This window comes from Gordonia sp. NPDC003504 (assembly GCF_053587995.1).
Genome location: NZ_JBSFPC010000013.1, coordinates 27,835 through 48,855 on the forward strand (window position 1 = coordinate 27,835; position 21,021 = coordinate 48,855).

Below are 21,021 nucleotides of genomic sequence, written 5' to 3' on the forward strand. Positions count from 1 at the left end.
ACCCCATGAGCGAATCCGCCGGCCCGACCTCGCACCGCCGTCCTCAATCTCATCTTCCGGTCGCCACGCTTCTGGGTGCCGCGATGACGGCCACGGTGCTGGCCGCGGCTCCGGTGCTCGCCGACGCACCGACGTCCGCGGCCACGACCCGGACGACTCCGCTCGCGGTCCCGATCGGCGGCGACGCGACACCGGTCCATCCGGTCGTTCGGAACGCGCTCGAGGCCGCAGACGCCGTGTCGGGGATGGTGCCGTGGACCGCGGCAGGTGGCGTGGTAGGCGTATCGCAGGTCGTGCCGGGGTCACCCTCTACATCGGCCGAGACGCGTCTCTTCGGAATGGCGGTGCCCGCATCCACGTCGACACCGGCGGCGGATACGGACACGGTCGAGGTGGGCCACCTCCGGCTGCATCGTCCACGAGCGGTTTCGCCGGCGCTGGCGGCCGAGGTCACCGCCACGTCAGGGGAAGTGGTACAGGGGATTTCCGACGTCCTGCAGAGCAACGGAGTCGGGCCGGAACGTGCGGACACGGTCGCCGAACACATGGTCGGCGACGCCGCGGTCGGCGCGGTGGTCGGTGGTGTGGTGGCCGCGCCGGTCGCCGCGACCGTCGGTGCGGTAGTCGGCGGAACGGTCGGCCTCGTCTTCGGGATACCGTTCCTGCCAACGGGTCTCGTGGTGGGTCCGCTCGTCGGTACCGCCCTCGTGGCATCGCTGGTGGAGATCCCGGCGGTGACGACCGGCGCAATCGTCGGTGCGGCAACGGGATACCAACGTGGCTGGGAGGTACCCCTCGACACACCCACCTCGACGCCGCGTCACGACGTGTCCGGGCAGGTCGTGGTCACCACACCGGCACCGAGCGCGGCCGCATCGGCGCAGCCGGTGTCGCATCCGTCGGTTCCGCTGCCCCTGTCGCTTCCCGCCCTGAGGTGAGGTGACGCGGAGATGACAACGCACGAGGCGGTCGGCGCCTCGTGCGTTGTCGGGTGTGATCAGTCGGGTGTGATCAGTCGGTGACGGGATTGAAGGTCGACGTCGCAATGGGAACGCCGAGCACGGAATTGATCGCTTTGTATCCATCGGCGGTCTTGATGAAGGTCACCCGGCTGACCGGCTCGATGTCGGCATACGCGCCGTTGGGTGTGCTGATGAGGGTGAGCGGGGTGTTGGCGGGCCCGATGAGCTTGTCGCCTTCCACCCGGTATTCGTTGCAGCGTTCTTCCACCGAGGAGCCGTACTGGGTCTGCACGCAGTAGTTGTAGGTTCCCTCGGCGACCGCGGCGGAAGAATGCCCGGCTCCGGCGGCCATGGCGGCAACGGCTCCGGCGCCGGCGGCAATGGTGATGATCATCTTCTTCGACATATCGCGAAGATTGCCTTAGCCTAACCTAAGAAGTCAAGCCCGATGTGTGCGTCTACCGACGTGAGGAATGTCGCATTCGCCGGGCCGTCGGTCGAGCCGCGACACGGCGGCCGGAATAGGGGCGGCTGACCGGTGTTGTGTCCCGGTATGACTGAACAACCAGAACTCAGCCCCACCGAGTGGGTCCGCACCCAGACCGCGACGATTCTCGAGCAGGGGACCACCGACGGTGTGCAGGTGCTGGACCGGCCCATCGTGCTGTTCACCACCACCGGGGCCAAGTCGGGTAAGAAGCGGTACGTCCCGCTGATGCGGGTGGAGGAGAACGGCCGCTACGCGATGGTCGCGTCCAAGGGCGGCGCGCCGAGCCATCCCTCCTGGTATTACAACCTCAAGGCGCACCCGGAGGTCACCGTCCAGGACGGCGACACCGTGCGGGAGATGACGGCGCGCGAGATCGACGGCGACGAACGTGAGCACTGGTGGACGTTGGCCGTGGCGGCGTATCCGCCGTACGCGGAGTACCAGACCAAGACCGATCGCCTGATACCCGTCTTCGTCGTGGAGTGACCGTCGTGGAGTGATCGTCGTGGAGTGATCGTCGTGGAGTGGCGCGTTGTGCGATGACGGCGGGCCCGCTCCGGGCACCCCCGAGCCACCCATCCACAATGGGTCTCATGACTCTGACCCTGGGCATGATCACCGTCGACACCACCGATCCGATCCCGCTCGCGCGGTGGTGGTCGGAACGCATCGGCGGCACCGTCATCGCCGAGAACGACGGTTTCTTCGTCATGGTGTCCGGGGTGGCGCCGGGCGCACCGGTTCTGGGTTTTCAGAAGGTCGACGATCCGACGCCCGGCAAGAACCGCATCCATCTCGATCTCACCACCACCGATGTCGACGCCGAGGTCGATTCCCTTGTCGGCGCGGGCGCCACGAGGATCGCCGAGCACGCGATCGGCGATTTCGCGTGGGTGACACTCGCCGACCCGGACGGCAATCAGTTCTGCGTCTCGCCGGCGCACGACCCGTCGGATTAGTCGCCCGGCACTCGACTCGGACTCCTCGCCGCGCGAGTACGTCGGTACTCCCGACACACCATCGTCGTGCCCACGAGCCACAGCGGGATCTGCCACAGCATTGCCACCCGGAACGATGCCGGATCGTAGACGCCCGGCGAATCCGACGTGAGGTTCAGCGTCAGACCGATCAACAGGATCGCGATCACACTGGCCAGGAACCCGCCGGCGTTGACGATGCCGGTGGCCGTGCTCAGCCGGTCGGTCGGATTGTATTCACGGGCGAAGTCGAAGGCGACGATCGACGCCGGACCGCCCGCGCCGATCGCCATCGCGAGCAGATAAAGCACCCAGTGCGGTGCCGTGCCCGGGTAGAGCAGAACCGCGCCCCACGCCAGCACCTGACCGGCGACGAGCCCGACCACGAGGTGAACACGCCGAGCGGGGAATCGGGCGGAGATCAGGCCGAGGACGGGGCCGGCGACCACACCCACCAACACCGAAGTGACCAGGACCGTCCGTGCGGTCGACTCGGGAACGCCCTCGCCCGCCACCAGAAAGGGAAAGCCCCACAGGACCCCGAAGGTATTGGCGGAGAACGGGGTGACGAAATGTGTCCAGAACGCCAGCCGGGTGCCGGGCTCGGTGATCGACGCGCGTAGCCGGGCGCCGACCGCCGAACCTGATACGCCGGTGGTGGTGGGCCGTCGACCGTCGCTGACGAACACCGCCGACAGGACCGCCACCAACACCGCCGTCGCGGCCAGGAGTAAGAAGCCTGACTGCCAGCCCTTGGCGTGTACGAGATGGGCGAAGGGGATGATGCTGACGACCTGACCCAACTGCCCGATGACCGCGGTGATCTGCACCATCAGTGGCGCGCTCCGTCGCGGGAAGCGAATCCCGATGATGCGCAGCACGCAGGGGAAGACCGCGGCGTCGCCCGCGCCGAGGAGCACGCGTGCCGCAATGGCGATCCACACGCTCGGTGCCGCCGCCAGCACCACCTGCGACACCGCCATCAGCCCGACACCGACGGTCAGCACCGCCCGCGACCCGTACCGATCCAACGCCATGCCCACCGGGATCTGCGCGACGCCGTACACGCCGAGCTGGATCACCGCGAACAGCGACAGTGTCGCCGGGTCGATCGAGAAGTGGTGGGCGGTATCGATTCCCAGAGCCGACATCGAGGTGCGATTGGTGATGGCGACGAGATAGGCCAGTGCACCCACCGCCCACGTCGCGCCCACCGCGAGGCCCGGTTGGTGGTGCCGCACCGAGGGGTTCCGCATCGCTGACTGGGCGGACACAGCAGACATGACACCTTTCGGGCACGACGAGCAGGGATGGGCGGGCGGACTCGCCCCGCGATGCTACGCGGACGCGGGTGCGATCACGATCGCGTCCCGGCCGGGTGCTCGGAGACGCGAGTGGTTGTCCCGCAACACTTGTGGGCGTGAAGGTGGCCCCTGATGGTCCTCGTAGTGGCCAGGATCACTCTGTGGCATGCCGCACCGGGATCCCGCACCGGGATCCCGCACCGACGATGCCTGCCGAGGAGAAACAGCCCGGCTGTGGATATCGGTGGATGTGTCCACATATCGCACCGAGGGGCGCCGATCACGGACCGGCGGCAGCAACCATGTGCGACATGACAAGTCGCTACTACGCCTATCCGGTGCGCGCGGACGCCGTCGAGGCCGCGCGCCGTGACCCGATCTCGGTCATCCCCGCCGATCCTCTCGCCGATGCCTGGGGTCTGGTACCGGTGGCCGTCGGTTCGGGTTCGTTTGCCTCGGGTATCGGTGCCCGCGCCCGGCCCATCGTCTGGACGATGGTTCCCGAGATGCGCAATGTCGACATGTTGTGCCTCGATGACCGGTGGTTCGTGCTCAGCGCCCTGCTGTGGCGCGGATCGGGACGTGACGCCGCGCCGCGCCCGGCCTCGGCGCTGGTTGCGCCCGGTGCCGGGACCCGTGATGCGGTGTGCCGGCGACGGACGACGGTCCTGGACGCAGGGCAGGTGGCCGGGGTCGCCGCCGACATCGCGCTTCTCGAACCGGTGACCGACCGCGATCCGATCCTGCGGTATGCGCCGGGGTGGACTCTCGCCGACATCAACCACATGATCGGCCGGACCCGCCGGTTCGTGGCCGGAGTCGCCTTGCGCCGAATGGGACTGGCGTACTCGATCAGTCCCGCCGAACCGGCGACCCGGATGCGAATTGCTGCCGGATGATCTCGGCGAACCCATCGACGTCCGAGGGAGTGGTGTCCCACGATGTCATCCAGCGCACCTCACCCCGCTCGCGTGCCCAGTCGTGGAAGTAGACGTCGCCGCGGACGGCGTCGGCGATGTCCACGGGGAGCGTGGCGAAGATCGCGTTGGCCGGGCTGTCCTGGGCGAAACCGAAACCGGGCAGTGCGCCGTCTGCGGTGGCGGCCTCGAGATGGGTACGCAGCCGCCGGGTCATGGCATTGGCATGGCGAGCGTTGCGCAGCCCGAGATCGTCGGTGAACATGGCCTCGAGTTGCGCCGATAGGAACCGCATCTTGCTCGGCAACTGCGCGGCGGCCTTTCGGACATACTCGATACCCGCGATGCGATCGGGGTCGATGACGACCACCGCCTCGGCGCCGAGCGCACCGTTCTTGGTTGCGCCCAGGCTGAGTACATCCACCCCGACATCGGTCGTGAACGCACGGAAGGACTCCTCGAGCGCGGCCGCGGCGTTCCACAATCGGGACCCGTCGAGGTGCACTGGCAGACCGAGGCGGTGTGCGGTCTCGCAGATCGCGGCGATCTCGTCGACGGAGTACACCGTGCCGAGCTCGGTGACCTGGGTGATGCTCACCGCAGACGGCTGCGCGCGCTGCGGATCTCCCCGGGCGGCGACCTTCTCGATGATCTGATCGGGAGTGAGTTTTCCGTCGGCGGTCGCGGCCGTCAGCAGTTTGATCCCGGAGATCTGTTCGGGCGCACCACCTTCGGATGTCGCGATGTGAGCGGTGTCGGTGGTGATGACCGCTCCCCACCGGGGTGTGGCAGCGGTGAGGGCGACCACATTTGCGCCGGTGCCGTTGAAGACCGGCAACACCTCGGCTCGGGGACCGAAGACCTCGCGAATCGTCGCGCGCAACGCCGCGGTGTGGAGGTCACCACCGTAGGCGGGTTGGTGTCCGGGGTTGGCCCGCGTGATGGCGGCGAGCACGTCGGGATGGACGCCGGCGTGATTGTCGCCGGCGAACGTGTGCCGACCGGCGTCGTTCGATGTCGGGGTCATGCGAAACAGACTCTCACACCACGCAATCGGCGACGGCGCAACTGAGTCGTATCGATGGTGCAGACTGTTGGGGACGACGCCGCGCCGGTACGAGAGGAACCCGTTTTTCATGCCCACCCCGGACCGTCCGTTGCGCAAGCTCGGCTTCCTCACCATCGGATCGTTCGATCCCGACCGTCCCCGCGAGGGTCATCTCGAGACGCTGTCGGTGATCGAACGCGCAGAGGACCTCGGATTCGACAGCGTGTGGTTACGACACCGGCATCTGCAGTACGGGATATCCTCGCCGGTGGCGATGATGGCGGCCGCGGCCGTGCGGACCCGTCGCATCGAATTGGGTACCGCCGTCACCCCACTCGGCTGGGAGAACCCGCTGCGGTTGGCCGAGGATCTCGCCACCGTCGACCTCCTGTCCGGTGGACGCGTCAATCCGGGTGTGTCCGTGGGAACCCCGATGCGATACGACGACGTCAAGGCGTCGCTGTACCCCGATACCTTCGACATCGAGGACTTCTCCAAGGATCGTGTGCTGCGGTTGCTGACGTGCCTGCGCGGGGAGCCGGTCAGCGCCTTCGAAGGGGTCGTCGGAATCGAATCGTTCTCCCGCCGCGTCCAGCCTCACTCGCCGGGACTCGCCGATCGGGTCTGGTACGGCGGTGGTCGGGATTCGGCGATCTGGACCGGGCGGCAGGGACTGAACTATCTGACGTCGTCGGTGGTGTCGATCGAGGGTACCGAGTCGCGGGATTTCGCGACGATCCAGGCCGAGCACATCGATGCCTATCTCGCCCATCATCCGAATCCCGCCGCGGCGCGCGTCTCGCAGGGGCTCGTCGTGATCCCCACCGACTCCGCGACACCCGGCCAGATCGAGCGGTACCGGGCCTACGCCGCATCACGATTCGAACGCACACTCACCCCACAGGGACCGCGCGGCATGATGTTCGCCGCCGACATCGTCGGGCCCAGCGAAGAGATCGCGCAGATCCTGCACGCGCACGCCGGTTTTCGGCGCGCCGACGAGGTGGCGTTCGCCCTGCCCTTCAGCTTCGCCGCCGCGGACTACGCGCAGATCATCTCCGACATGGCGCAGCGATTGGGGCCGGCGCTGGGCTGGACGCCGACGAGTTGATCTCCGGGTATCGCGGTCCGATGCGAATTGGTCAGCGCGGCAACGGCTTCGTCGTCGACGGCGGGTAGCTGGCGATGAGCTGCATGTAGTACGCGTTCGGCGCGAACGGATACATGTAGTGCCAATCGCCCAACGGTCCGCGCTGTAGGTAGGTCACCGACCGGTTGCCCGAGATGGTGAAGCAGTAGATCCCGGCGGTGCCGTAGGGGCTGAGATAGATCGGCCGTTCCGGTTTCGTGAGGTCCACCGGCGTGCGGAACTTCTGGCTGCACGGTGTGTAGGTGAAGCCCTCGAGCGGTGCGGCGTGTGCGATCGAGGCTCCGCCGCAGACGGCGGTCAGGGTGATCGCTGTGGTGGCGAGGCCGAGGCCGAGGCGCCGAAGGGTAAAAGACATCGTGACGATCCTCTCGAGTGGTGGTGACTCGTGCTCTTGGTCGTTCCCCTTCTTCATCGCGCTGACGATGGTGCTGTTACACGCCGTGTCGCACCGACGGTCACTCGGTCACTCGGTCATCGAACCCGTCATCCGGCAATGAATGTGACGATGTCGTCGGTGAGGGCAAGGCATGCCGAAGCGTGCTCTGCCGCACGCCCGCCCAAGTCGATCCCGCCGGCCAGTTGCACGGTCGTCGGGAACAGTCCCGGGCGGAGGAAGTGGCCGGCGCCCTCATATCGGATGTGTTTGTCCGAGGATGTATTTCGTCGGCCGAGGAGGGCATCGGCCATGCGTTCGGACGGCCAGAGCGCATCGTCGGAGCCGCTGATGCACAGTATGGGGCAGGTGATCCGCTCGGATGCCAGCTGGGCCTCGGGGGCGATGCTTCTGCGCAGCCCCTCGTCGTAGGCGGGGTGCAGTCGCAGCACGGTTGGCCGCCCCGCGCCGATGTCGCGCGACAATCGCCACGCATTGCCCACCAGTTGTGGCATCAGTGCGCCGGTGGGCAGCGCGGCAAAGGGAGATGGCCAGGCGTCGAGGGTCCACGACGACGTGCCGGGTATTTCCCCGTCGGGGCCGATGGCCTGCCAGATGACACTGCTGGGACTGAGCAGGATCACGTGGGACACACCGAGATCCGCTCGATGGGAGAGCGTCGCGGTCAGTCCTTCTGCTCCCCGGGACAGGCCCACCGCGGCCACCGATGAACCACTGCGAGCGCACAGCCAGGCGATCGCCGAGGCGAATCGTTCCAGCGGGATCTCGCTGACCGGAGCGGCCTCGGGGTCGTCATCGAGCCATCCGTACGCGAGTGCGGTGTGACCGCGCGACGCCAGGGCGCCGATCATCGCACGCTGTGAGTCCACCCCACCCTCCGAGCCGCCGAAACACACCACCGCCGGTCCGATCGCGGACGTGGGTGTTGCAAGCAGGCCCGGCCGCCCGTCGACCAGGACGTCGGTGACCTCGACGCCGGCTGCGACCGGGTGTCGTCGGCAGGTGAGCGCGGTGCGGCGATCTCCGGCCCTGGCTTCCACCCGAACGAGCCACGGTTCGGTCGGCGGGATGAACAGGTCGGCGTGATCGGCGGGTCCGTCGAACTCCATCGCCCAGATCGGGACATTCGTGACCTGGGCCGAACCGTCCGCGCGTGTGGACCAGCGCCACAGCCCGCCATACAGGTCGGTGGCGGTCGTGGTGACATCAACCGTCTCACCGGTGGATTCGAGAGTGATGGTCAATGGTTCGTCGTGGCGGGAGTCCAGGGGGACATCCACCCCGAGCCGCGGGTCGATGGATGCCGCCTGCGCCGGTGGCTGAGGCACCGGGCTTCCCGGTGCCAGCGACGCGTCCCGGCGTGCCATCTGTGCCGATTTCTTGTCGAACCAGGCCGGGAACACACCGGACGCGGTGCCGGCGATCCCCATCAGCGTGAAGGGGAGGACCCAGTAACAGATGATCGACAGAGTCGAGCCGCCGTCGCGAATGGTGGCGTCGCCCTGCACGATCGGCGGGATGAGCGAGGCCACGGTCATCAGGCCGAACACCGCGGTCCACATCCAGGTCATGGCGGTGGTGATGACTCGGAATCCGTCGGTGGCCGCGGTCGCCGCATCGACCGATGCGGTTGCGTACTCGCGGACGAATGGTCGTCGGACAAGCAGACCGACCAGGGCGACCAGAAAGATCCCGGCATTTCCGAGTGGCTGCAGCCAGCGTTCCAGGAAGGCGTCGCTGACCGAGAACGACAATGCCGAGAGCACGACGAACACCGCGACCGCGCCCACCTCGAGGGAATGCCACGGGCGACGGAGCGCCCGGTTGATCACCACGGCAAGTGCCGAGAGTCCCAGGGCGATGAGCACCGCTCCCCGGAACGGCATGTTGCCCACCAGGATCCAGTAGACAATCCAGGGGGAGAAGCCGATCAGAAAACCCACTCCGAACACCTCCGTGATCGATGCCGACCCTGCGTGGAAATGGTATGCCGCGCGCGTTGTGGAGCGTGGGTCAATCACGGCAGATCGACGGATGTGACACCCTGATCCCCATGAGCGATGACGTGGCGCAACGACTTCTCGACGCCCAGATCGCCTTCACCCGACGCCAATTGCTGACGCCCGCCGAGTACGGCAGCCTGGTGGTGGAGGCCGTCGACGCGTTCCTCGACGACGCGGCGACACTGACTCTCGACGATGTGGTCACCCGTGAGCTCATCAAACTCGTCGCGCACAAGTACACGGTGCAGATGCCGGTGGAGGGTTCCATCCCGGAGCTGGTCGGCGAGATCGGCGGACGCATCTACCGGCACCGGGCCAATGACGAGTACCGACTCGCCGACATCGCCGACCCCGCCGAATTCGACGCGTTGGTCGCCGCGATCACCGACACCGGTCTTGTCCGGCGTTTGGCCACCCAGGTCATCGAGAGTCCGGCCGCAATGGACGCCTGCGTGGAGCTCGTGACGCAGACCCTCGATGCCGCGATCGAGGAACGACGGGCAGACGGCGAGACCGGCGGGGTGCGTGCGGCGCTGATCCGTGCGGTCACCCGAGTGGCCGCACCGGCGGTTCCGGTGCTCGAATCCGGCGTGGAGCGGGTGGCCCGGATCGGTATGCGTCGTCTGGCGATGATGGTCGAACGCGACGGGGACGACGTCCTCGGTGCCGCGGCGCGGGAGCTCTGGCGGGAGCGCTCCGATGAGGTGATCGGCCGTTTCCGTGACGTGCTGGAACCCGGCGACGTCGAAGACCTGGTGGTGGTGGCCTTCGAATTCTGGAAGTCGTTCCGTGACACCGACTATTTCCGACCCCTGCTCGACGAGGGCATCGACCACGTCTTCGACAAATACGGCACGGTCGCTCTCACCGACCTGCTGGCCGACCTGGGGATCGGTCGGGCAGATCTGATCGAGGAGGGACTGCGGTTCGGGCCGGTGGTTCTGACCCGCCTCGACGAGCGGGGCATGCTCGAACCTCTGCTGCGGCGTCAGTTCGCCCCCTTCTACTCCTCTCCGGAGTTCCAGGCGGCGCTGCGCGGCGACGGTCTGTGAGACCTCGAGTCCCCGGCGCGGATGTCGAGTCCCTGGCGGGGACGCCGAGGACCCGACACACCTCGCCGGGCGCCGAGCCTGTCGGTGGTCTTCGGTAGGGTGCTGCGGGTGAGTTCGAGCGCACCAGTAGTACCCGGAGTGAAAACAGTCAACGCGCGTCTGGCCGAGGAATTGGCGGTCGGCGAAAATCAGGTGGCCGCGGCCGTGCGGTTGCTCGATGACGGGTCGACGGTCCCGTTCATCGCGCGCTACCGCAAGGAGGTGACCGGAAGCCTCGATGACGCACAATTGCGCACCCTCGACGAGCGGCTGCGGTATCTCCGCGAACTCGACGAGCGACGGGCCGCCGTTCTGTCGTCGATCGAGGAACAGGGCAAACTCACCGACGCGCTCCGCGCCGCACTGGTGGCCGCCGACACCAAGTCCCGCGTCGAGGACATCTATCTCCCGTACAAACCCAAGCGGCGCACCAAGGCCCAGATCGCTCGCGAGGCGGGTCTGGAACCGCTGGCCGACCGGCTGCTCGCCGATCCCGCGCTCGTCCCGGAGGAGGCTGCGACCGCGTTCCTGTCCGACGATGTCGCCGATGCGGCGGCCGCACTCGAGGGCGCTCGTCACATCGTGATCGAGCGGGCGTCCGAGGACGCCGAGTTGGTGGGCGCGGTACGCGAGAAGTTCTGGGCCGAAGGGGCGTTGCGCACCACGCCGCGATCCGAGCAGGCAGCCACGTCGCCTGCGGGACAAAAGTTTCGGGACTATTTCGACTTCTCCGAGCCGCTGGACACGATGCCGTCGCATCGTGTGCTGGCGGTGTTGCGCGGTGAGAAGGAAGAGGTGCTCTCGCTCGATTTCGATGGCGGCGAGGACGATGCCTACCAGGCGATGGTCGCCGCGACCCTGGGTGTGGACACCTCGCACCCCGGTGCGGGAACTCCCTGGCTGACGCAGACGGTGCGGTGGGCCTGGCGGACCAAACTGATGGTGTCCACCGCCGTCGACGCACGGGTGCGTCTGCGGCAGCGTGCCGAAGAGGCCGCGGTCGCGGTCTTCGCCACCAACCTCAAGGACCTGTTGCTGGCCGCGCCGGCCGGCGAGCGCGCCACTCTGGGCCTCGATCCTGGGTTCCGTACGGGAGTCAAGGTCGCCGTGGTCGATTCGACGGGAAAGGTCCTCGACACCTGCGCTATCTATCCGCATCAGCCGCAGAAGCAATGGGATCAGGCCAAGGCGACACTCGGGGCACTCGTGGCGCGCCACGGTGTCGATCTGATCGCCATCGGCAATGGCACCGCATCCCGCGAAACCGATGCTCTGGCAACCGAACTCATCGCCGACATCAAACGCTCCGGCGCGGCTGCGCCCACCAAGGCGATGGTCAGTGAGGCCGGTGCATCGGTCTATTCGGCCTCAGAATACGCCTCCCACGAATTGCCGGCGCTCGACGTGTCACTCCGCGGAGCGGTGTCGATCGCCCGGCGACTCCAGGATCCCCTGGCCGAGTTGGTCAAGATCGAGCCCAAATCGATCGGCGTCGGCCAGTATCAGCACGACATCACTCCGGGAACCCTCGCCCGCAGCCTCGACGCGGTGGTCGAGGACGCGGTGAATGCCGTCGGTGTCGACCTCAACACCGCGTCGGTTCCGCTGCTGTCGCGAGTCTCGGGGGTGACCACCACTCTCGCTGAGGCCATCGTCGCCCACCGGGACAGCGTCGGCGCGTTTCGCAACCGCAAAGCCCTCCTGGACGTTCCGCGGCTGGGCCCCAAGGCATTCGAACAATGCGCGGGGTTCCTGCGGATCCGCGGTGGAGACGACCCGCTGGACACCTCGGGTGTCCATCCCGAGGCATACCCCGTGGTGCGCCGCATCCTCGACCGCTCCGGGGTGACGCTCACCGAGCTCATCGGAAACGAGCGGACGCTGCGTGGCCTGCGTCCGGTCGAGTTCGCCGACGATCGCTTCGGCGTGCCGACGGTGACCGACATCCTCGCCGAACTCGAGAAGCCCGGTCGTGATCCGCGTCCCGCCTTCACCACCGCCGCGTTCGCCGACGGCGTTGAGAAGGTCGCCGATCTCAGGCCCGGGATGGTGCTCGAGGGCGTCGTCACCAATGTCGCCGCCTTCGGTGCCTTTGTGGATGTGGGGGTGCATCAGGATGGGCTCGTGCACGTCTCCGCGATGGCCGACCGATTTGTCTCGGATCCGCATGAGGTGGTGAAGTCGGGTCAGGTAGTGCGTGTCAAGGTCGTCGACGTCGATGTCGAGCGGCAACGGATCGGGCTCAGTCTGCGGCTCAACGACGATGCGCGGTCCGCCGGCGGTAAGGGCGAGGCACGTCGCGGAGGCGGTCCGCAGGCCCGCGACAAGGGTGCCGGTGGGGCACAGCAGAATCGGCGCGAACAGCGGAACGGCAACGGGCGCAGCAAGTCCGGACGTGGGGGACAGGGCGGTAACGATCGTCGGCGCGAGTCCGCACCGAACGGTTCGATGGCACAGGCATTGCGCGACGCCGGCTTCGGCCGTTGATCTGATGCCCGTCGATCCGGCCGCCGAGCGGGTCATCGTCGTCAGTGCCGTGGTGCTCCGTGACGCCGCGGGTGCGTTGCTGACGGTGCGCAAGTCGGGTAGTGCGTTGTTCATGCTGCCCGGCGGCAAACCGGAGCCCGGCGAGACGCCTCGGCAGGCCGCCGTCCGCGAGTGCGGTGAGGAGATCGGGGTCTGGCTCGACGCCGAGGAACTCACCGCACTCGGCGAGTTCACCGCTGCCGCTGCCAACGAGGCAGGCTACGAGGTGCGCGCGAGCCTCTTTTCCCATCCGGCGATGCCCCACGCCGAGCCGGGCGCCGAGATCGCCGAAGTACGTTGGCTGGCCATCGATCCCATCGACCGCGAGAAACCGCTCGCACCGCTGCTGCGCGACCACGTGATCCCGCTGCTCCGGTCGCGCTGACCCGCCGACGGGCGGGAAGCCGGCTGGCGATAGCCCGCGTTGGCGCTCGCCCGCCGTTCGATCGCCCATCCCGCCGTTCGATCGCCCATCCCGCTGGTCGAGCCGTCCCAGGGCGTTGGCCGCCGCGTTGAGCTCCGTCGACACGGAGGGCCGTGTCCGCGGGCCGGGCTTGTCGAGTGTCCTCGCCGCCATACTCCACGACGGTCTCGACACCTCCTGAACCCACCCCGCGCCCACGGCCCGGCGGACAAGCCCGGCCCGGGGACACGACCTCTGCCGGTGCTCCTGGGCTAGCCTGAGTCGGTGCCAATCCTGAACAAAGACATGACGCTGTGCATCTCCCTGGCCGGGCGGCCGTCCAACATCGGCACCCGGTTCCACAACTACCTGTACGACGAGCTGGGGCTGAACTACATCTACAAGGCGTTCACCACCGACGACATCGCCGGCGCGATCACCGGCGTTCGCGCGTTGGGCATCCGCGGGTGTTCGGTGTCGATGCCGTTCAAGGAGGCCGTGATCCCGCTCGTCGACGACATCGCGGAATCGGCATCGGTCGTCGAGTCGGTCAACACGATCGTCAACGACGACGGGCGCCTATCCGCGTCGAACACCGATGTGGAGGCGATTGCCACCCTCATTGTCGAGCACGAACTCGATTCCGACGCAACGGTTCTGGTGCAGGGTTCCGGTGGCATGGCCAAGGCGGTGACCGGAGCATTCCGCAACGCCGGATTCGCCGACGTCGCCGTCGCGGCTCGCAACGAGGTCGCGGGCGGCGCCCTCGCGGACAAGTACGGCTACCGGTTCATCCCCGCACCTGTCGCCGGAGCCGACATTGTCGTCAACGTGACGCCGCTGGGTATGCAGGGTGCCGACGCGCAGGTCCAGGCCTTCGACGGCGACGTCATCGAGGCAGCGCGGGTCGTCTTCGACGTGGTGGCATTCCCGTCCGAGACGCCGCTGATCGCGGCGGCACGCGCGGCAGGCAAGGAGGTGATCACGGGCGCCGAGGTGATCGCGTTGCAGGCGGCGGCACAGTTCGAGAAGTACACCGGGGTCGCGTTGACGGCCGAACAGGTGGCCCGGGCGTCGGAGTTCTCGCGGGCCGAGTGATCAGCGCCGTCACAGGTGATTCCAAGCTGAGACGGAATCGTGATCGAGTTGACCGAGGTCGGTGCTCTCCATCTGATCTGATGTCACATCAGTAACATCAATCACTTCCGTCACGGTCTACCGCTGTGTCGGGGCTGGGAGACGACACCGGATGAATCGACGGCGAATCGGGCCCACTCGGGTGGTGGCGTGTGCGTTGGCTGTCTCGGCCACCATGGTCGGCGCGTCACTGCTGGCTACCGGGACCGCCGCTGCGTCTCCGTGTGGCAACGGGTCCTCCGGGTCGAGTGGCTCCAGCGGATCGCTGGACCTGGGTTCACTGGGCCTGGGGTCGGGGAGCTCGTCGAATCCCAGCACCGGTCCGCAGGGTGCGTTGCCGTACTACCGCACCGATGTCTCACGCACCGTCGCGTGGGTCACCGGCCCCCGCAGTCCCAATCTGACATTCAGCCGCTTCACGATCTCGGGCACCGATCTCGGCGTCAGCTGGGATAACGGCGACGGACAGACCCTGATGGCCTTCGGAGACACCTTCGGCGACTGCTCGGCTACAGGTCAGCAGTGGCGACACAACGTGCTGCTGCGGACCAACGACACGAACCTGGCCGACGGGATCACCGTGCCCGCCGCGGACCCGAACTCCACGACGTCGGGAAGTGTGGTGACCGCCGACCGGCCCACCTACGCCCAGCAGCTGATCTCGGCAGTCGGTTTTCAGGGCGTCGAGGTGACCACGATCCCCACCGCAGCCATCTCGCTGCCGAAACCTGACGGCCCCGGTTTCCGGCAGTACATGAACTACATGTCGGTGCGGTCGTGGGGCTCGGCCGGGAACTGGGTCACCAACTTCTCGGCCATCGCCTACTCCGATGACAACGGGCAGACGTGGACCACCGACACAAAAACCATCCTCATCAACGCGCCGGTCGACTTCGAGTTGCCAGAAGGCTGGCGGCCATTGGATACCAACAACGGCAAGTTCCAGCAGAACGCATACTTCCGAGGTCACGGAGCCGACAGCGAGTGGGTGTACCAATTGGGCACGCCCAACGGACGTTTCGGCGCCGCGTTCCTGGCGCGGTTCCATCCCAACGATATTCTCGACCTGGACAAATATCAGTACTGGACGGGCACTGGCGACGGATGGGTGGACACGATCAGCGAAATCCCCGAAGGCACGTCGCAGATCGTACCTTCGCCGGTCACCGAGGCCTCGGTGTCGTGGAGTCCCTATCTGAACAAATACATCATGCTCGACGGGGACAACGGCATTCGGATTCGCACCGCCGACAAGCCCGAGGGGCCGTGGAGTTCGGCGTTCACCCTGGTGGAGCCGGGCGCGGTGGTGCTGTACGGGCCCATGATGCTGCCCCAATCGCCCGCGCTCACCGGCAGCGGAAAAGACCTGTACTTCAACGCTTCCCGGTGGAGTGACTACAACGTCATGCTGGTCCGGAGCGACCTGTCGAAGGTGCCGAAGTAGCGGTCGTCAGTCGAACAGGCGTCGGAACAGGTTGGTCTCGGCGAGGTCGACGAGTTCGTCGCCCCGGCCGGACAGCACGGTACGGATGGCGTAGAGGGTGAATCCCTTCGCCTGGGCCGCGGTCACAGTCGGCGGAATCGACAGTTCCTGACGGGCGGTGGCCACGTTCAGCACGGCCGGCCCGTCGTGGGTGAGGAACTCCTCGACGGCGGCCTCGAGATCGCCGGGTTGCTCGACCCGTCTTCCGAAGATCCCCATCGATGTCGCCATCGCGGCGAAATCCGGGTTCACCAAATCGGTTCCGTAGTTGACGAATCCGGCCGCCTTCATCTCGACCTCGACGAAGTTCAGTGACGAGTTGTCGAAGACCACGACCTTCACCGGCAATCGGTTCTGGGTCAGGGTGATCAACTCGCCCAACAGCATGGTCAGGCCGCCGTCGCCGGCGAGCGCGATCACCTGCCGCCCCGGGAACGCGGCCTGGGCACCGATGGCCTGCGAGAGGGCGTTGGCCATCGAACCATGCGTGAACGAACCGATCAGCCGACGGGAACCGTTCATCTGCACGTACCGGGCCGCCCAGACGACCGGTGACCCGACGTCGGGGATGAACACCGCGTCGTCGGCTGCGTGGCGGCTGAGCAACCTGGTCAGATACTGCGGGTGGATCGGCGTCTTGCCGTCGTCGACGGCCAGGTCGTCCAGTGCCGCACGGGTTTTGCGGTAGTGATCGCGTGCCGCCTGCAGATGGTCGGATGATCGGGCGCCGCTCAACAGGGCCGTCAACGCGGGCAGCGTGTCGGCGACGGTGCCGACCAGTGCGACGTCGACGGGGGTCCGTCGGCCGATCTGCTCACCCCGCACATCAAGCTGGATGATGGTCGCCTCGGACGGATAGAACTGCTGATAGGGGAAGTCGGTGCCCAGCATCACCAGGGTGTCGCATCGCTCGATCGCCCGATACCCCGAGGAGAAGCCGAGCAACCCGGTCATCCCGACGTCGAAGGGATTGTCGTACTCGACGAACTCCTTGCCGCGCAACGCATGCACGATCGGTGCCTGCAGGGTCCGGGCAAAATCCAGCAGAGCGGTGTGTGCCCCCGCCACTCCGGCGCCGGCGAGGATCGTCACCCGCTCGGACTGGTCGAGAAGTCCTGCGACCCTGCGCAATTCGTTTTCGGGTGGGGTGACCACGGTGGGAATGGCGCGGATCGGGGCACCGGACCGGCGTCCTGACGCCTTGGCCAGAAAGATCTCGCCGGGCACGATCAATACCGCGACACCGCGGGTCTCGATGGCCGTGCGCAACGCGATGTCGAGCAGTCGCGGCATCTGCTCGGGCGTCGACACCATCTCACAGAACGAACTGCATTCGGCGAACAGGCGCTCCGGGTGGGTTTCCTGGAAGTAGCCGCTGCCGATCTCCGGTGCCGGGATGTGCGCGGCGATCGCGAGCACCGGCACCCGCGACCGGTGCGCGTCGTAGAGTCCGTTGATCAGGTGGAGATTGCCCGGTCCGCAACTTCCGGCGCAGACCGCGAGCTCACCGGTGAGTGCGGCATCGGCGGAGGCCGCGAACGCGGCCGCCTCCTCGTGTCGGACGTGGACCCAGTCGATCGAGCCGTCACGGCGCAGCGCGTCGGTGAAACCGTTGAGCGAGTCGCCGGGGATTCCGTAGACCCGGGTCACCCCGGAGGCCTTGACTGTCTCGACCAGATTGTCAGCGATGGTGGAAGCCATCGGATTCCTCTCAGGAGAGCGGATAACGGAGTGCGGCGACGGCGACGCCGTTCCACAGGGAGTTGGAGATCTCCGCGTCGCGGACCGCGACGACCTCGCCCCCGCGATCGAGGACGGTGATCACGATCGAGGACAGCACGTCGTATCCACTCTCGTCACGTGTGAGGGAGCCGGTGGTGGGATCGACGCTACCGAGCACGTCGACGGTGAAATCGTAGACGAGGGTGGCAACGGCACCGCTCGCCGCGGCCCGGCTGATGTCGTCGAGGTCGGTGGCCACCAGACCAGCCGACGTGCCGTCCGAGATCCGTTCGAGCAGTGCATTGTTGGTGGCCGCGTTGAGATCGGGTAGCTGCGCCCGGATCGCCGCGTCGACCTGATCGGCGCGGAGTTCGTCGGGTGCACCGGGAACGGCGATTACCTTCCGCGTGCTCTCGGCGTTGCGATACAGATCGAGCAACGGGTCGGTCGCGAAGAGGAACAGCGGCTGGGTGCGTCCGGGATCTCGGTGGGCGAGTTCGGTTTTCACGGCGTCGACAACCCGCCGGGCGTACTGATCGAGCAGCACCTTCTTGCCCTCGTCGCCGACCAGCCGACGCACGTGTCCACGGTCGCGAATCGTGGCGCGATGAGTGGCGTCGGCGGCGTCGGCACCGTAGTCGCCGGTCAGCTCCATCTCGGTGGCCACGGTGGTGGCGGTGGCCTCCCACAGGTTCCACCCATTGGCCGAGAGCGTCAGCGCATACGCCGACTGCGGCGACACCACCGCGCGGACCAGCTGACCGAGATCGAAGCGCGACCCCACCTGCATCTGGTTCTCGAGATGATTGGGCAGGACGAACAACTCCCACGTGTCGGGCGTGAGGAAGATCGCCACCGAGCGGGATAGCCGTGACCACGCCTCGTCGGTGCGCACCTTCTCCCACTGGTCGCGCAGAGATTCTTCGGTGGCATGGCGGATTCCGTCGTCGCGCAGCGTCCGGACCGCGCGATCGAACGCACTCTTCGCCGTCAGATAACTGCCCTCACGACCATCGGGCGCCGGCGATGTCTCCGCGTAGATGGTGATCGCATGGTCTCGGTCCGTGGCGAGTTCGCGCAGCGTGTCGAGGGTGGGGAGTTCGTATCGGGCCATGTCGTGTCCGTCCTTCGTCGGTCGTCCGTGTGTGGCGTGCTTCCCACTGTAGACATCCGCCGCGGGCCGGTGTGTCCGATCTCAGCGGGGCACCGCCGAGGGACCGATGACCGAAGCTCCCAATTGTGCTACTCGCCTGCGTAATTCGCGATCCGCGGTGACTACGGTGACCGCCGCGCCGGGATGGCCACGCACCACGTCGACGATGGCGTCGTCACCGGATCCCGACGCATCGACCACCTCCACGTCCTCGGTCGAGTGGATGCCTCGTGCGCGGCCCTCGGCCACCAGCACGACGTGGAGCGGGCCCGCCAGTCCTGCGAGTCCGGTCACGGCCACCGGTTCCAGTGCGTCGCGCAGACGCTCGGTGGCACCGCGCCGATCGCGCCACCAGCCGTCGGGTACCGAACCCACCACATTGGCGGCGTCCACGACGAGCACCCGGCGAACCGCATCTGGGTCGGCGACCATGCTGTCATCCAAGCACCCGGCTACCGTCGGTGTGTGGGCTACACCAGATCCGAACTGCTCGCCTACCGAGGTGTCGAGATCGACGACCTGATCGGTCCGGGGTGCCGGTTGCTGTTCGTGGGCATCAACCCCGGGCTCTGGAGTGCGGCGACCGGTGCGCATTTCGCCCGGCCCGGTAATCGCTTCTTCCCGGCACTGGCCCGGGCGGGGATCGTCGACCACGTCATCGACGCATCCGACGGTATGCGCCCCGACGACGCCGCGCAGTTGCTCGCCCGCGGTATCGGCATCACCAATGTCGTGGCGCGGGCGACCGCCACCGCCGCGGAGTTGACGCGCGCCGAACTCCGCAGCGGCGGTGCGGCGCTGCGGGATCGGGTGCGCCGGGTCCGGCCACGCGTGGTGGCCGTCGCCGGGATCACCGCCTACCGCGACGCGTTCGGCGACCGGCACGCGCAACTCGGCAGACAACCGTCGGACTGGGACGGAGCTGCGGTCTGGGCGGTGCCCAATCCGAGTGGACTCAACGCCCACGAGACCGTCGACTCGCTGGCGCAGGCGTACCGGGAGGTCGCCGTCGAGGCCGGAATCCTCGAGCGCTCGTCCGACTGAACCGCACGCGGCAGCATTCGGCGGGTTACCCGACGTCGTCGGAGCCGATCACCCGGACGCGCGCCGAGAGCAACTGCACGTCGGGTCGCGCGGCCGCATAGCGCTCCACTGCATCGAGGACCTCCACCGCGTGCGCGCGGTCGCCGGACACCACCGACACGCCGATCACCGTGCGGCGATGGATATCTCGATGATCCACCTCGGCGACCGACACCGAGAAGCGCTGCCGGATCTCGGCGATGACGGGTCGGATCACCGACCGTTTGTGCTTGAGGGAGCCGACGTCGCCGAGGAGATAGTCGAACTCCGCGAACCCGATCCACATCCTCGGCTCAGACATCGCCCATCAGAGTGGAGACATGGTTGGGCACGTACTTCGACAGCGATCGCGGCGGCCGGTGATAGTTGCCGGTCTCGATCGGTTTCTTGGGTAGCGACACCTTGGGAAGCGGAACCTCGTGATAGTCGATGGTCGAGAGCAGATGCGACATCATGTTCAGTCGCGCGTGCTTCTTGACATCGGACTCGACCACGTACCAAGGGCTCATCGACGTGTCGGTGTGGACCATCATCTCGTCCTTGGCGCGCGAGTAGTCCTCCCATCGGTAGACCGATTCGAGATCCATCGGGCTCAGCTTCCACTGCCGTACCGGGTCGTTCATGCGGCCGCGGAATCGGCGCAGTTGCTCCTCGTCGGATACCGAGAACCAGTACTTGCGCAACAGGATTCCGTCGTCGATGAGCATCTGCTCGAAGATCGGTGTCTGGCGCAGGAATCGGGTGTGCTCCTCCGGGGTGCAGAACCCCATCACCTTCTCCACACCGGCACGGTTGTACCAGGACCGGTCGAACAGGACGATCTCACCGGGGGCAGGCAGATGGGCCACGTATCGCTGGTAGTACCACTGTCCCCGTTCCCGGTCGGTGGGCGCGGGCAGGGCCGCCACCCGCGCGACGCGGGGACTCAGATACTCGGTGATGCGCTTGATGGTGCCGCCCTTGCCGGCCGCGTCGCGGCCCTCGAAGATGACCACCACGCGCGAGCCGGACTCGCGGACCCATTCCTGGAGCTTCACCAACTCGGTCTGCAGGCGGAACAACTCGGCCTCATAGACCTTGTTGGATATCTTCGCCTTGCCCGACTTCTCCTTCTTTGCCATGCGGGACAGGATAAGCCGCGCGCGGGTTCTGTGGGTGGGCGACGCCGCGACGCGCCG

The 21,021-nt window shown here is 67.1% G+C and carries 21 protein-coding genes; 11 read left to right on the forward strand and 10 right to left on the reverse strand.

The window, feature by feature from the left end; all coding sequences use genetic code 11:
- Positions 1-5 precede the first annotated feature (5 nt).
- Positions 6-938 carry a hypothetical protein gene (locus ACWDPV_RS19980; protein ID WP_348805920.1) on the forward strand — a complete coding sequence of 311 codons (933 nt, stop codon included), beginning with the start codon at positions 6-8 and terminating at the stop codon, positions 936-938.
- A 73-nt stretch (positions 939-1,011) separates the two neighbouring features.
- On the opposite strand, the gene ACWDPV_RS19985 is transcribed toward ACWDPV_RS19980, so the two are convergent.
- The gene (locus ACWDPV_RS19985; protein WP_449744346.1) at positions 1,012-1,368 is read right to left on the reverse strand and encodes a hypothetical protein; all 357 of its coding nucleotides are present in this window, start codon (positions 1,366-1,368) and stop codon (positions 1,012-1,014) included.
- 147 nt (positions 1,369-1,515) lie between these two features.
- Between ACWDPV_RS19985 and ACWDPV_RS19990 the strand changes: the two genes are divergently transcribed.
- Complete coding sequence (locus ACWDPV_RS19990; RefSeq protein ID WP_449744347.1) at positions 1,516-1,938, forward strand: nitroreductase family deazaflavin-dependent oxidoreductase; 423 nt, start codon at positions 1,516-1,518, stop codon at positions 1,936-1,938.
- A 107-nt stretch (positions 1,939-2,045) separates the two neighbouring features.
- Positions 2,046-2,411, forward strand: coding sequence for a VOC family protein (locus ACWDPV_RS19995; RefSeq protein WP_449744348.1), 366 nt, complete (start codon positions 2,046-2,048; stop codon positions 2,409-2,411).
- Here the strand turns inward: ACWDPV_RS19995 and ACWDPV_RS20000 are convergent.
- Positions 2,408-3,712 carry an MFS transporter gene (locus tag ACWDPV_RS20000; protein WP_449744349.1) on the reverse strand — a complete coding sequence of 435 codons (1,305 nt, stop codon included), beginning with the start codon at positions 3,710-3,712 and terminating at the stop codon, positions 2,408-2,410. The genes ACWDPV_RS19995 and ACWDPV_RS20000 overlap by 4 nt on opposite strands.
- Before the next feature lie 332 nt (positions 3,713-4,044).
- On the opposite strand from ACWDPV_RS20000, the gene ACWDPV_RS20005 reads away from it, so the two are divergent.
- Positions 4,045-4,632 (forward strand): hypothetical protein, encoded by a 588-nt coding sequence (locus ACWDPV_RS20005; RefSeq protein ID WP_449744350.1) that lies wholly within the window; start codon positions 4,045-4,047, stop codon positions 4,630-4,632.
- Here the strand turns inward: ACWDPV_RS20005 and ACWDPV_RS20010 are convergent.
- Positions 4,586-5,677, reverse strand: coding sequence for a threonine aldolase family protein (locus ACWDPV_RS20010; RefSeq protein WP_449744351.1), 1,092 nt, complete (start codon positions 5,675-5,677; stop codon positions 4,586-4,588). The genes ACWDPV_RS20005 and ACWDPV_RS20010 overlap by 47 nt on opposite strands.
- 109 nt (positions 5,678-5,786) lie before the next feature.
- Between ACWDPV_RS20010 and ACWDPV_RS20015 the strand changes: the two genes are divergently transcribed.
- On the forward strand, positions 5,787-6,809 hold the full coding sequence (locus tag ACWDPV_RS20015; RefSeq protein ID WP_449744352.1) for an LLM class flavin-dependent oxidoreductase: 1,023 nt from the start codon (positions 5,787-5,789) through the stop codon (positions 6,807-6,809).
- 31 nt (positions 6,810-6,840) lie between these two features.
- On the opposite strand, the gene ACWDPV_RS20020 is transcribed toward ACWDPV_RS20015, so the two are convergent.
- Both ACWDPV_RS20020 and ACWDPV_RS20025 read right to left on the reverse strand, forming a co-directional pair.
- Positions 6,841-7,203 carry a hypothetical protein gene (locus ACWDPV_RS20020; RefSeq protein WP_449744353.1) on the reverse strand — a complete coding sequence of 121 codons (363 nt, stop codon included), beginning with the start codon at positions 7,201-7,203 and terminating at the stop codon, positions 6,841-6,843.
- 128 nt (positions 7,204-7,331) lie between these two features.
- Entirely contained in the window at positions 7,332-9,185 is a 1,854-nt protein-coding gene (locus tag ACWDPV_RS20025; RefSeq protein WP_449744354.1) for an acyl-CoA thioester hydrolase/BAAT C-terminal domain-containing protein, read from the reverse strand.
- Positions 9,186-9,295: 110 nt separating this feature from the next.
- Here ACWDPV_RS20025 and ACWDPV_RS20030 point away from each other — a divergent pair, with 110 nt between their 5' ends.
- From ACWDPV_RS20030 to ACWDPV_RS20050, 5 genes are all read left to right on the forward strand, one after another.
- Positions 9,296-10,297, forward strand: a complete 1,002-nt coding sequence (locus tag ACWDPV_RS20030) for a hypothetical protein (protein WP_449744355.1) — start codon at positions 9,296-9,298, stop codon at positions 10,295-10,297.
- 99 nt (positions 10,298-10,396) lie between these two features.
- Positions 10,397-12,823: a Tex-like N-terminal domain-containing protein gene (locus ACWDPV_RS20035; protein WP_449744438.1), complete on the forward strand. Its 2,427-nt coding sequence runs from the start codon at positions 10,397-10,399 to the stop codon at positions 12,821-12,823.
- A gap of 4 nt (positions 12,824-12,827) precedes the next feature.
- The gene (locus ACWDPV_RS20040; RefSeq protein ID WP_449744356.1) at positions 12,828-13,247 is read left to right on the forward strand and encodes an NUDIX hydrolase; all 420 of its coding nucleotides are present in this window, start codon (positions 12,828-12,830) and stop codon (positions 13,245-13,247) included.
- 303 nt (positions 13,248-13,550) lie between these two features.
- Positions 13,551-14,363, forward strand: coding sequence for a shikimate 5-dehydrogenase (locus ACWDPV_RS20045; RefSeq protein WP_449744357.1), 813 nt, complete (start codon positions 13,551-13,553; stop codon positions 14,361-14,363).
- A gap of 151 nt (positions 14,364-14,514) precedes the next feature.
- Entirely contained in the window at positions 14,515-15,846 is a 1,332-nt protein-coding gene (locus ACWDPV_RS20050; protein ID WP_449744358.1) for a DUF4185 domain-containing protein, read from the forward strand.
- 6 nt (positions 15,847-15,852) lie between these two features.
- Here the strand turns inward: ACWDPV_RS20050 and poxB are convergent, their stop codons facing one another.
- From poxB to ACWDPV_RS20065, 3 genes are all read right to left on the reverse strand, one after another.
- Positions 15,853-17,586 (reverse strand): ubiquinone-dependent pyruvate dehydrogenase, encoded by a 1,734-nt coding sequence (gene poxB, locus ACWDPV_RS20055; RefSeq protein ID WP_449744359.1) that lies wholly within the window; start codon positions 17,584-17,586, stop codon positions 15,853-15,855.
- A 10-nt stretch (positions 17,587-17,596) separates the two neighbouring features.
- Positions 17,597-18,721: a baeRF11 domain-containing protein gene (locus ACWDPV_RS20060; protein ID WP_449744360.1), complete on the reverse strand. Its 1,125-nt coding sequence runs from the start codon at positions 18,719-18,721 to the stop codon at positions 17,597-17,599.
- Between the two features lie 81 nt (positions 18,722-18,802).
- Complete coding sequence (locus ACWDPV_RS20065) at positions 18,803-19,192, reverse strand: hypothetical protein (protein WP_449744361.1); 390 nt, start codon at positions 19,190-19,192, stop codon at positions 18,803-18,805.
- Positions 19,193-19,225: 33 nt separating this feature from the next.
- Here ACWDPV_RS20065 and mug point away from each other — a divergent pair, with 33 nt between their 5' ends.
- The gene (gene mug, locus ACWDPV_RS20070; protein WP_449744362.1) at positions 19,226-19,804 is read left to right on the forward strand and encodes a G/U mismatch-specific DNA glycosylase; all 579 of its coding nucleotides are present in this window, start codon (positions 19,226-19,228) and stop codon (positions 19,802-19,804) included.
- Positions 19,805-19,829: 25 nt separating this feature from the next.
- On the opposite strand, the gene ACWDPV_RS20075 is transcribed toward mug, so the two are convergent.
- Together ACWDPV_RS20075 and ppk2 are read right to left on the reverse strand one after the other, a co-directional pair.
- Positions 19,830-20,129: a DUF503 domain-containing protein gene (locus tag ACWDPV_RS20075; RefSeq protein ID WP_449744439.1), complete on the reverse strand. Its 300-nt coding sequence runs from the start codon at positions 20,127-20,129 to the stop codon at positions 19,830-19,832.
- Positions 20,130-20,136: 7 nt separating this feature from the next.
- The gene (gene ppk2, locus ACWDPV_RS20080) at positions 20,137-20,964 is read right to left on the reverse strand and encodes a polyphosphate kinase 2 (RefSeq protein WP_449744363.1); all 828 of its coding nucleotides are present in this window, start codon (positions 20,962-20,964) and stop codon (positions 20,137-20,139) included.
- Positions 20,965-21,021: the final 57 nt, after the last annotated feature.

What these genes read in the sequence shown, in the direction of transcription:
- ACWDPV_RS19980 (WP_348805920.1), top strand. Translation starts at nt 6, where the DNA reads ATGAGCGAATCCGCCGGCCCGACCTCGCACCGCCGTCCTCAATCTCAT.
- ACWDPV_RS20065 (WP_449744361.1), bottom strand. Translation starts at nt 19,192, where the DNA reads ATGGTCGCCGACCCAGATGCGGTTCGCCGGGTGCTCGTCGTGGACGCC.
- ACWDPV_RS20005 (WP_449744350.1), top strand. Translation starts at nt 4,045, where the DNA reads ATGACAAGTCGCTACTACGCCTATCCGGTGCGCGCGGACGCCGTCGAG.
- ACWDPV_RS20015 (WP_449744352.1), top strand. Translation starts at nt 5,787, where the DNA reads ATGCCCACCCCGGACCGTCCGTTGCGCAAGCTCGGCTTCCTCACCATC.
- poxB (WP_449744359.1), bottom strand. Translation starts at nt 17,586, where the DNA reads ATGGCTTCCACCATCGCTGACAATCTGGTCGAGACAGTCAAGGCCTCC.
- ppk2 (WP_449744363.1), bottom strand. Translation starts at nt 20,964, where the DNA reads ATGGCAAAGAAGGAGAAGTCGGGCAAGGCGAAGATATCCAACAAGGTC.
- ACWDPV_RS20030 (WP_449744355.1), top strand. Translation starts at nt 9,296, where the DNA reads ATGAGCGATGACGTGGCGCAACGACTTCTCGACGCCCAGATCGCCTTC.
- ACWDPV_RS19985 (WP_449744346.1), bottom strand. Translation starts at nt 1,368, where the DNA reads ATGTCGAAGAAGATGATCATCACCATTGCCGCCGGCGCCGGAGCCGTT.
- ACWDPV_RS19990 (WP_449744347.1), top strand. Translation starts at nt 1,516, where the DNA reads ATGACTGAACAACCAGAACTCAGCCCCACCGAGTGGGTCCGCACCCAG.
- ACWDPV_RS20075 (WP_449744439.1), bottom strand. Translation starts at nt 20,129, where the DNA reads ATGTGGATCGGGTTCGCGGAGTTCGACTATCTCCTCGGCGACGTCGGC.
- ACWDPV_RS20020 (WP_449744353.1), bottom strand. Translation starts at nt 7,203, where the DNA reads ATGTCTTTTACCCTTCGGCGCCTCGGCCTCGGCCTCGCCACCACAGCG.
- ACWDPV_RS19995 (WP_449744348.1), top strand. Translation starts at nt 2,046, where the DNA reads ATGACTCTGACCCTGGGCATGATCACCGTCGACACCACCGATCCGATC.
- ACWDPV_RS20040 (WP_449744356.1), top strand. Translation starts at nt 12,828, where the DNA reads ATGCCCGTCGATCCGGCCGCCGAGCGGGTCATCGTCGTCAGTGCCGTG.
- ACWDPV_RS20060 (WP_449744360.1), bottom strand. Translation starts at nt 18,721, where the DNA reads ATGGCCCGATACGAACTCCCCACCCTCGACACGCTGCGCGAACTCGCC.
- ACWDPV_RS20000 (WP_449744349.1), bottom strand. Translation starts at nt 3,712, where the DNA reads ATGTCTGCTGTGTCCGCCCAGTCAGCGATGCGGAACCCCTCGGTGCGG.
- ACWDPV_RS20050 (WP_449744358.1), top strand. Translation starts at nt 14,515, where the DNA reads ATGAATCGACGGCGAATCGGGCCCACTCGGGTGGTGGCGTGTGCGTTG.
- ACWDPV_RS20010 (WP_449744351.1), bottom strand. Translation starts at nt 5,677, where the DNA reads ATGACCCCGACATCGAACGACGCCGGTCGGCACACGTTCGCCGGCGAC.